Here is a 10,725-nt window from a genome sequence, read left to right as displayed (position 1 = left end):
TTTTTCAGTAAAAGAAGGATTAACGCTTATTTTTAGTATTAACGCTTATTTTTGTGGAACTTCTTCAACAATCGTTGCAGTTCTGTTGAACAAAAGTTTGATTATTATACATTACTTTTAAGCACAGTAATAATAAAACGTATGGCATTCCAAAACGATCGATATCCCTCATGACTTGTTAGCAGAATTCCATGTTGCTGCAATGGTTACTTTAAGTACATGGTGGCATAAAAACCCTAATCTGGCAGACTTAGCGCAGATAGATCAATATTTTCAAAGATTGGTGAATGAAAATATTTTTGATTTTAACGAAGAGAAAGAACTATAGAATGACTGGAGAGTCTCTGTAGATCCAGGTTGTGCATATATTGTTTCGATGATTGTGTGACTACCAGATACCAGTAATGGAAAAAGGCATTCTCTATGATATTAAAATTGTGATTAATTTTACTTACTACCGAATACAAGTTCCTATTGCAAATTGGAGACATTTTTCTATACTTTTAAAAATTAATTAGAATTCAATCACTTATAACAACAAAATGAATTCCTCCTTAAATTGAGGATAAAAAGGGATGGTTAATAGTGAAGAAAGTTGTTAAAAATCAAATTAAAAAAATTATATTCATGTATAATACAATTGATGTATAATACAATTGATGTATAATACATTAGTTGTAGGAGGGTGACCTTTTTGAAAAGAGAACATGCCATAAAACTAAGAACAGATATTAAGAAATTGATTAGAATACAAGGGGTTTTTGAATCTCAAAAATTGCCCAATGGACCTTTTGAAAAACCTTTACCAGTTTCTCAAATGATGGCGTTAGAAGAACTAGAGCTGGAAAAATTAACTGTTTGGGAACTATCCAATAAACTTATGTTAGAGAATTCAACTGTAAGTAGAATAGTGGACCAGTTAGTAAAAAAGGGTCTTATTTATCGTGAAGTAAATGAAAAAAATAGAAGAGAACTTTTTCTGCATCTCACAGAAAAAGGTCACATAACCGTTAATTGCTTAAGAGAGTACTCCATTACTTTTTATCAAAGAATTCTCGGTAATTTATCAGAATCAGAACAAAAAAAAGTTGTTGATGGTTTTGAATTATTTATTGACTCGATTTCTAAACCTTTTGATTAGAGGGAGGTAATAAAGTCATAACATTTGGAGGATAAAATGAGTTTGGATTTTGAACGTCCTATCATTGAATTAAAAGAAAAAATAGATGAATTAAAGAAATTTATGAAAGAAAATAATGTAGATATATCATCAGAAATTAATGTATTAGAAAAACGTTTAAATAAAATGCAAGATATAATTTATTCTAATATTACACCTTTTGAACGAGTTCAAATTGCAAGGCTACGTAACCGGCCCACAACATTGGACTATATACCTTTATTGTTTACAAACTTTCTCGAACTTCATGGTGATCGATTATATGGTGATGATAAAGCAATTATAGGTGGTATTGCAAAATTTAAAGGGATGCCCGTTACGGTTATTGGTCAACAAAGAGGTAGAAATACAAAAGAAAGTATAGAAAGAAATTTTGGAATGGCGCATCCAGAAGGTTATAGAAAAGCGCTAAGACTTATGAAACAAGCTGATAAATTTAATCGCCCTATTATTACATTTATTGATACAATTGGCGCCTATCCAGGAAAAGGGTCTGAAGAACGTGGAATTTCTGAAGCGATAGCTCGAAATCTATTTGAAATGGCTACACTTAAAGTGCCAATTGTTTGTATTGTAATTGGAGAGGCATCAAGTGGTGGAGCTCTTGGCATTAGTGTCGGTAACCATATCCATATGTTAGAGAATTCATGGTACTCGGTAATTTCACCAGAAGGAGCAGCATCTATCCTATGGAAAGACGCTAAATATGCTCCAAAAGCTGCTGAACATATGAAAATTTCAGCTAAAGATTTGAAACATTTAGGAATTATTGATGAAATCATTCCTGAAATTAAAGGTGGAGCACAAAATGATATAAAATCGCAGGCAAAAATGATTGAATCTGTAATCGAATCATCTCTAAAAAAATTGATACTATTATCCTCGGCAGAGCTTATACATCAGCGACATGAAAAGTATAGACAAATAGGTGAATTTTGAATTATAAATGAAAATATTTAAAGTCCGTAGTACACTTTGAAGTCCCTTTCTCAACATATAGGGACAGCTATGTAAAAAAAAGTCACAAAAAAATGAAGTGACCCTTAAAAGTTAGACACGGGTTATTCATTATGCTGACTGTTTGGCATGAATCCGGTATTGCACTGGACTAATGCCTTTTAACTTTGTTTTGATTCGTCTGTGTCTATTACCTTAAACTTCACATTGGGCACTATATAGGTTCGTTGAAGAATCGTCGAAGGAGGGCTTGCTTAGATATGTAATCCAATATAAAAATGGATTTTTCTATTCTTCCCCAATTCTCGCAAAGCAGTTTCAAGTTTATTTTGTCTTGAATAGACCTAATTCCTTTTAATAAGCGAACTGGACACTTTTCCTTCTCGGATTAATTGGGCTAAACGGGGCAATCGCAATCGAATTCACTTCATCATATGTAGGTTTCTATATTCCCGTGGGGTACAGTTATAAAAACGTTTGAACATTTTTGAAAAATTGCTTGGACTGTCAAGCCCACAGAAACTTGAAATTTCCGAAATGCTGGTAGCAGGATATTTTAAAAGAAAATCTGCTCCTTGCATGATTCTATATTTCAATAAATATTGAATAGGAGAGCGTTGTATGGTCCTTTGAAAACAGCGTAAACACTCTCTTTCTCCAATATCAGCCACTTTTGCAATATTAGCTAAAGTTAAATTATCTGAAAAGTTATTGTGAATGTAATCAAGCATCTTCCCGATACGGAGATTATCCTGATTAAGGATATATCTCCTATCGCATATTCTGTTCAAATTGCTGGTATAAAAAAACAAAAATTGGATAACTTTTCTCTGACAATGAATTCAAAGCCAGAAACATACTATTCGTATAATACTAATTAACGCTTAAATAAACTTTGGTTAAAAAACGTCTAAAACCTTGGTACATAAGGGATTAGACATTTTTTTATTATATCATAATTAACGCTTATTTTTGTGGAAATTCCTCAACAACAGTCAGTTTAGTGAAAGAATCGACAGTAGCTCTTATTCAACAATCAGGCAAGATTGTTGAACAACACCTAGATATCTAGGTTAAACTTTAAAAGAGATTGTGAAAGTTTGTACTTAAAGTAACGGGGCTGGTTAGTGGAACAAAATGGTACAAAAAACATTAACTCTTAACAATAAAATAATGTTAAAGTATTTAATATAATCTTAATTCAAGTTAAGTGGTGATACCTATTTTTTATTATTTAATTTGTGCAGTTTTAACTTTATTGGGACTTTTTTTAATTATTAATAATTCTAAAAAGGAACCGTCTAGAAAAGCAATGCTACTTGTGATATTTGGAACTGCTTTAATTAGTTTAGCTCAAATATTTTTTTTCTTTTATGGAATTAAAACTCATATGTTTTAAAGAAGAATTAACCGGGGACAAAAAAACCTGTTAGTGGTGGATATATATGATAATAATTTCATTTTGAATTAATAAATAATCAATCTTCTTAAACAAACGGGTACCAAGAGTTTAAGATCTAGCTGCCATTTTAGGCGGCTTTTTTTAATGTGCTAACGAAGCAGTTTAGTTGTGCGAAATGTTTCTAGTTTAAATGGAGAATGGCTACATTTCTCTGGTAAAGACTAGACAATTCCGTTGGAATTGAAGGGTTATATCGAAGAATCAAATGATAGGGTAACGCCTTGAAGGGTTCTCTCTTAGTCGAATAGCACTGGATTTAGTAAGAATGATAGTGTTATAAGCTCGGTGAAAAGGCGTGAGAAATTACCGTAGCAGTTCGGCTGACGAAAGCCTACTCGATGGAGTGGTGTAATTCATGATGCTGGAGTTGAATGATTATGGTGAGAATGCAAATAAACAGACAAGAAATGGTTAAGCTGACAAACTTCTGAATGTACGGGTCTAAACCTGCGATACATAGAAATGTGTATATTACCAAATTGTGAGGTTAGATGTGGATGAGTAAGACTAACTAATATGAAAATCCATGATACGTTACAGGCGTATGAATGCTAACAGGCTTACAGGAAGCACCTAAGTTCATTCTAAAATAGATATAATTCAACATTGTAAGCTGATAACGTGGAGGGCTTACTCCCAAAGAAATGTTGATAAGGAAAGCAAGAGTGAGAGTAGCTGCTGTATAACTTATCTTAATATCAGTGAAAGCGGTGGAATAGTACCAATGAAGTGTCTAATCAACATGGAGGGATAGCCCCAAGACTAATAAAGAGTCATTTAAACATGCAAGGCAAATCTTTATCGGTTAATAAGGTTCTCGTAAGACTAAAAGAGGTTTACCTCCCACGGGACGCACCGACTTATTAAAACGGAGGAATTGAGACACGGAAGATGGTACGATTTCAGAAGTGTTGATGATTAAATTGATTTGGATTAGTTGGAACGCGTATGCGATGAAAGTCGCACGTACTGGTGTGGACGGGGGGGAAAAGGGAGCGATAACCTCAAACCCTTACCTATCTGTATGAAGAAGAAACAGACCACCAATAAAATTAACGGGTTTACTTTAGAAGTGCAAACAAGTAAAACACAAAAAGGGGCATTTTTTAGTAGGAAAAATAAAATATTTACCTAATATATTTTAAGGAAATTTATTCTCAATTTTTAATATTTTGTAAAGAAAAATAATTTGTTGTGTTATTATTTGAATATACAGAAAAATATCGGAGGTTTTGAAACCTAATGGTAAATTAATTCGTAAAATTAGTACATTAAATAAAATATTAGGTGTGATAAAATGAGCAAATTAATAGCTAAAACTGAAAAAGGACCTTCTCTTCTCGTTTGGATGATTATTTTATTTATAAGCAGTCCTATTACACCATTTTTATTGCTTGGTCTAATACAAGATTCTTTTTATCACGACCGTCGCTCGCAATGGTTTTTCATAGCACCTCCTTCAGCATATATTGCCAGTTTAATAGGTATGGTCTGGATTCCGATAGTGTTATTGTTACATTTAATAATTCGAAACAAATATGAGTTTAAGAAAATGAAATGGGTTACATTGTTGCTTATTTCCTTAAGCATTCCCATTTTATTGGGAGGCATTACGAATTATTACTATTTCGATGAAAAAGGAGTCCATTACAATTCCTTAAACACACTCAGAGAAAAAACTAATGAATGGTCGAGTCTTCAGGAAGTGAAAATAGTTTATTCAAAAAATGAAGCGACAAATGCCATCCATTTAAATGAGTATCAATTTATAACAGAAGATAAAAAAGTAATAACCGTACCTATCAGAGCAGAATTTAAGGCATATGAAAATCTTATATTAAAAAAACTTAAAGAAAATAATGTAAAAGTCACTGATAATTTTGCGGAACAAAATGAATAATCAATCCATCCTAAACGGGACTTTCCCCTTAATTAGGAAATAAAACAATCAAAAATGAAAAGAGCTTGGGAATCCAAGCTCTTTTCTTGTGAATTGATATGTGTTTTATACTGTGAAAAAACTGCGAAATTGCTTGTTATTTGGTGTTAGGGGCTTAATAACATAAAGATTAAAAAGCAAGAAGGGAGATTGCTACCATTGAAAGAACTAAATGTAATTGAAGGACATTTTTTATTGTAAATAAACATTAATGAACAATATTAATTTAGAATTTCGAAAAGTGTAACTTTTTGAATATTGTAACGTCTCTCTATTAACTAAATGGGAGGAACTAAAATGGGGTCCATAAAAGATCAACAATTTTTCAAGTGGTATGAAGACTATAGTGTATCAATATTTAAATACATTTACACTATCGTTCAAGAACCGCAAACGGCAGAGGATTTGATGCAGGAAACGTTTCTTAAGGTATATGAAAAGTATGAAAGCATTAATGATTTACATAGGGTGAAAAATTATTTATTTAGAGCAGCACATAATACAACGATGGATTTTTTTCGGAAAGAATCAAAAATTAAAAAGTTATTAAATGTATTAAAAAAAGAGGTTGATAGTTATTCATCGACTGAAAAAATAGTAGAAATTAAAGAAGAAGGCAGAATGATTTTGAAAGCGTTAAAACAACTTAAGCCGTCACAAAGAGAGGTATTTGTGTTAAGAAAAATCAAGGGATTTTCTATAAAAGAGACTGCTGAAATATTAGGTTGGTCAGAAGCTAAAGTAAAAACAACTCTCTACAGAGCCACCAAAACCATCGAAAAATTCTTATTGATGGAGGATGAAGCTATTGAACTGCCGTCAATCGTTAGACTTTAAGGTTGAAAAGTTGGAAGAAGAAATCATTTGGGTAAATGAAAGAAAAGATATTGTTAAAAACCAATTGCGTGAAAAAATTGATAAAAAATCTAAGGGACGGCTGCCTAACCTAAATTGGGAATGGCTCAAGGTTTCAACGGCAGTAGTCTCCATAAGTTTATTATGTTTTGTACTTATCGGAAATATAGCAAATAAGAAAAGTGGTGTTCAGGAAAATCATCAGGCCGGTCCTGTTTCATATATCTGGCATAACCTTGAAATTAAGCCAGTATTACCTCCGTCAGATGTAAAATGGGGAGAATTTGAAAACGTTCCTTTAATGATTAAATCTCATAAAAACTTTGGCCTGACGGAATCACAAAAAAGAGCTTCATTTAAAATAATGAGACCAACTATTGATTTACAAATGCCGTTAGAGGTATCAAGGGGAGTTATCGTTTATCCACCTTTTCTTACAGCGAAAGAATTCAAGGGTCCAATCACATATTGGGATATATGGCATAGTGGTGATAAATGGGCTTATGTAAACCAATCTTTAGCTGAAAATAGCAGACAATTGCTAAGTAAAAAAGAGAAGAAAGCTATAGAGGAAATTCAATCTAATGCTAAATTTATTCCATTCAATAACAAGGATGTGATTGCAATACTAACAGATCTTGGAGACTACGGTAAAAGGATTAATATGTATGTAAAAAGTGATAAAGACCAAGTAATTGATTTTGTAATAAGAGGAAATATCAATGAAGAAGAACTCATAAAACTGGCAAAGTCCTATGTAGAAAAGTAAATTTAAAAAAGGAGTTAAGTTATGGAACATATTGCTTTAAAAAATGTCTCAAAGGATTACATTGGTGATGGTGTAAAAACCAGTGCGCTTAATGATATTACCATTGGTTTTACTAAAGGAGAGGTTGTATCCATTATGGGCTCATCCGGTTCCGGTAAATCAACCTTGCTAAGCATCATCGGAACCTTGGATAAACAAACAAGTGGAGAGGTCTATTTTGATAGCAAACCTATTTCTAAACTAAAATTGGACGATTTAGCAGATATAAGATTTACCAATATAGGTTTCGTTTTTCAGCAATTTCACTTGCTGCCTTCTCTTACCGCTTTGGAAAATGTGATGATTCCATTGTTCAATCGGAAAATATCTTTTAATAAAACGGAACGGGCAAAAGAGCTGTTAATTCTGGTAGGGCTGGAAGATAAACTAAACTCTTTCCCTTCCCAACTCTCCGGGGGCCAGCAGCAGCGTGTCGCTATTGCACGAGCCCTAATAGCCAATCCTGATTGGATTTTAGCAGACGAGCCAACAGGAAATTTAGATACTGAGACTGGCAACTCGATATTTTCATTGCTTTTACAACTAAATAAAACGAATAATTGTGGAGTAATTGTTGTCACACATGACCCCGTACTCGCAGAAAGAGCTGGACGAGTAATCGAAATGATAGATGGATCTGTCATCAGGGATCGGGAAGGCTGTCCAATATGATTTCCTTTATTTTGAAAGGTTGGCGGCGGCAAAAAGGACGTTTTATTCTCATGATGATTGGTGCCTTATTGATAAGTGGAGGACTTAGTACTTTAATCGGGCTGTCTGAAACCAATAAAGGAACAGTAATCAATTCGCTTCAAAAGAAATGGTCTGCATCTTATGATATTGTCGTGAGGCCAAAAGGAACGAAAAGTATAACAGAGAAGGACAATCTCTTTGATCCTAATTATTTAAGTGGAATTTCTGGTGGGATTTCTTTAGAAGACTATGAAAGAATCAAGAATATTCCAGATATCGATATCGCTGCTCCTATAAGTATGATTGGTTTCACAGGTTATGATGTGGAATTTGAAAAAATTGATAAAAAGGAGCCGGGCATATATCGTCTTACCACTACAACGACTGACAACAACGGACTGGATTCTATTACAGATACATATGACTTCTATTTTTCTAGGGGAATGTATGATATACCCAGTCCAGATATTTATAAGAAATATGGAATTGTTGGGTTTGAAAATAATCTCTCAAGCTATACAAGGGTCCTGTTAGCTGCTGTCGACCCTGAACAGGAAGCCAAACTTGTGGGTCTTGATAAAGCAATGGTCACTATTGATGGGCAAAAAAGCTATTTTTCAAAAAGTAACTCTGTAAGTTCCGATGATTTAAAAGAGTTTGGATTCACAATAGATGCAAAGCAAACAACCTTTCCAGTCATCCTAAGTAATCAATCCTTTTTGAAGCAAACATACACCTTTAAATTAGAAAAACTGGATATCCCTTATGGAGACCTTGATACCATACAAAAATCATTAGGGGTTGTTGAAAAAAACGGCGGGGAGAAATATTTAAAATCGCTGCCATCCACTGACACCAAAACATTTACCTATACTTCTGAAGAAGCGCATAACTTATTATTAGCCAATCTATCAGGGGTAGATCCTATATCAGGCAAAAGGAATCCAACTTTCAGTAGTACGAATGTGGACCTCGGTGCGATTCTGCTTGAAAAAACAGGTTCATTAAGGTACAAATCAATTGAAAATCCTTTTCCCGAAAGGTGGAATCAGGCATTTGAAGTGATTCCTTACGAAGGCGAAACTGCTATTAAAGAAAGTTACACCTACCGTAAGCCTGAATTAACGGATCCAAGCTTACGTAATAATCCAAGATTAAGCCCTTACTTCGTCGGTTTTTATGATCCAAAAAAATTAACGATTTCAAAGGATCCTGAGAATGAGCTACCAATGGAAACCTATAAAATTCCTACGGCCAAACTTGTCCTGAATGAAGACGGACAACCTGTGAATCCGCCAACACAGATGAATCCTACTTCTAATATTTACGGTTATATGATGCAGGCCCCGACTATGCTGACGACGATAGAAGCGGCACAACAAATTTTGGGGGATAAACCCATCTCTGCCATCCGAATAAAGGTAAAAAATGTTACGTCATTGGGTGAGGAAAGTCAGAAAAGACTAGAATCAGTTGCGAAAGAAATTGAGCAACAAACAGGGCTTGAGACAGACGTTACTTTAGGGTCTTCACCCCAGCCATTATTAATAAATATCCCGAAAGTAAGAAATCATGAGGCGCTTGGCTGGATTGAACAGCCTTGGATAAAAATTGGTGCAGCAATAGGTATTTTTCAGGAAACAAAGCTTGGATACTCAGGAATCATTATTAGTACGATTCTTGTTGCGATGATTTATGTTTTCTCAACTAGTTTAGTTTCTTTTCTAACAAGAAAACAGGAATTCGCGGTACTTCTTGCTATAGGTTGGAAACCAAGGCAATTAAAGAATCTCTTAATGATGGAGTCATTATTAATAGGTGTAATGGTAACGGTTGTAACATTACTAGTTCAATTAGGGTTTAGTTTCAGAAATGCAGCTTCTTTATCCATTTCGCAAGCACTCTTGATTACGATCTTTGTATTGTTAATCTATATCATTGGTCCTATAGGTCCTACGCGTTTAATAAATAAAATTAATCCGTCGCAGGTAATGAGAACAGGAGAAATAAGTGTATTCGGGAAAAGAGCTTTAAGGACGCAAGGGTTACTGTCAATGGTTTTCAATACGGTTATTGGCAGGCTGAATCGAAATTTAGTTTCAATCATTGCCATAGCTTTGCCTACGGCATTGTTAATTCTGTTCATATTCGTTTCTTTTCGTTTAAAAGGTGTGTTATATACATCTTGGTTAGGTCAATATGTATCTATGGAAGTCGGAACTCCACATTATATTGCAGTTGCCATTTCTTTAATTATTTCCATATTAACTACTTCAGAAATTTTGTGGCAAAACATAAAAGAAAGAAGTAACGAAATTTCATTATTAAAAGCATTAGGGTGGAAAAATAAGCATATTCGTTTAATGGTGTTGGTTGAAGGAGCGGTTATTGGATTCTTAGGTGGAGTTTTAGGGGGCCTAATTTCACTGGGCATTATGTATTTTATGTACGGTCCAATTCCATTCAATGAAATGTGGTTACCACTTATCACTTGTCTTAGTCCAATACTTGTTGGAATAGTTGCAGGATGGCTTCCTTCTAGAATGGCTATGAAAGTGGAACCTATTGAAGGGATGAAAGGTTTTGGACGGTAAAGTTGAATCTCACTTAAAATAATTAAGTGTTTGAGTAGGTTGAATAACCATCGGATATATACTTTTAAGTATTGCGGGTTACTGACTATGAAAAATACCCACCCCTGTCTCTAGAATCACAAGGATTCTAAGAAAGAGGAAGTGGTATTTATCAAGGGTATATACTTTTAGTGCAAAGCTGGGAAGTTGTGGTCAATTCAAGTGGCGAACTAATTAGGTATAAACATTTAAAAACAT

8 protein-coding genes are annotated in these 10,725 nt (G+C 33.9%); 7 read left to right on the top strand and 1 reads right to left on the bottom strand.

The features are described 5' to 3' along the window. Window positions 1-694: 694 nt before the first annotated feature. Both RTR43_RS24835 and RTR43_RS24830 read left to right on the top strand, forming a co-directional pair. A complete protein-coding gene (locus tag RTR43_RS24835; RefSeq protein WP_312476561.1) occupies window positions 695-1,141 on the top strand; it encodes a MarR family winged helix-turn-helix transcriptional regulator in 447 nt (148 codons plus the stop codon). A 36-nt stretch (window positions 1,142-1,177) separates the two neighbouring features. Then, the gene (locus tag RTR43_RS24830; protein ID WP_312476558.1) at window positions 1,178-2,119 is read left to right on the top strand and encodes an acetyl-CoA carboxylase carboxyltransferase subunit alpha; all 942 of its coding nucleotides are present in this window, start codon (window positions 1,178-1,180) and stop codon (window positions 2,117-2,119) included. A 440-nt stretch (window positions 2,120-2,559) separates the two neighbouring features. On the opposite strand, the gene RTR43_RS24825 is transcribed toward RTR43_RS24830, so the two are convergent. Further along, window positions 2,560-2,868, bottom strand: coding sequence for a helix-turn-helix transcriptional regulator (locus tag RTR43_RS24825; protein ID WP_312476556.1), 309 nt, complete (start codon window positions 2,866-2,868; stop codon window positions 2,560-2,562). A 2,028-nt stretch (window positions 2,869-4,896) separates the two neighbouring features. Between RTR43_RS24825 and RTR43_RS24820 the strand changes: the two genes are divergently transcribed. The 5 genes from RTR43_RS24820 to RTR43_RS24800 all read left to right on the top strand — a co-directional run bounded on the left by RTR43_RS24820 (window position 4,897) and on the right by RTR43_RS24800 (window position 10,488). Then, window positions 4,897-5,499 carry a hypothetical protein gene (locus tag RTR43_RS24820; RefSeq protein ID WP_312476553.1) on the top strand — a complete coding sequence of 201 codons (603 nt, stop codon included), beginning with the start codon at window positions 4,897-4,899 and terminating at the stop codon, window positions 5,497-5,499. Window positions 5,500-5,835: 336 nt separating this feature from the next. Next, the gene (locus RTR43_RS24815; protein ID WP_312476549.1) at window positions 5,836-6,375 is read left to right on the top strand and encodes an RNA polymerase sigma factor; all 540 of its coding nucleotides are present in this window, start codon (window positions 5,836-5,838) and stop codon (window positions 6,373-6,375) included. Further along, entirely contained in the window at window positions 6,347-7,162 is an 816-nt protein-coding gene (locus tag RTR43_RS24810) for a hypothetical protein (protein ID WP_312476547.1), read from the top strand. The genes RTR43_RS24815 and RTR43_RS24810 overlap by 29 nt, the downstream gene beginning before the upstream one ends. 21 nt (window positions 7,163-7,183) lie before the next feature. Continuing rightward, a complete protein-coding gene (locus tag RTR43_RS24805; protein WP_312476544.1) occupies window positions 7,184-7,873 on the top strand; it encodes an ABC transporter ATP-binding protein in 690 nt (229 codons plus the stop codon). Next, a complete protein-coding gene (locus tag RTR43_RS24800; protein ID WP_312476540.1) occupies window positions 7,870-10,488 on the top strand; it encodes an ABC transporter permease in 2,619 nt (872 codons plus the stop codon). Before RTR43_RS24805 ends, RTR43_RS24800 begins: the two co-directional genes overlap by 4 nt. The last annotated feature ends 237 nt before the right edge of the window (window positions 10,489-10,725 follow it).

The sequence above is a fragment of the Neobacillus sp. genome (genome assembly GCF_031988165.1).
GTDB lineage: Bacteria > Bacillota > Bacilli > Bacillales > Cytobacillaceae > Neobacillus > Neobacillus rhizosphaerae.
Note: the sequence above shows the minus strand (reverse complement) of the source record. Positions and strands in the feature narration are given on the sequence as shown.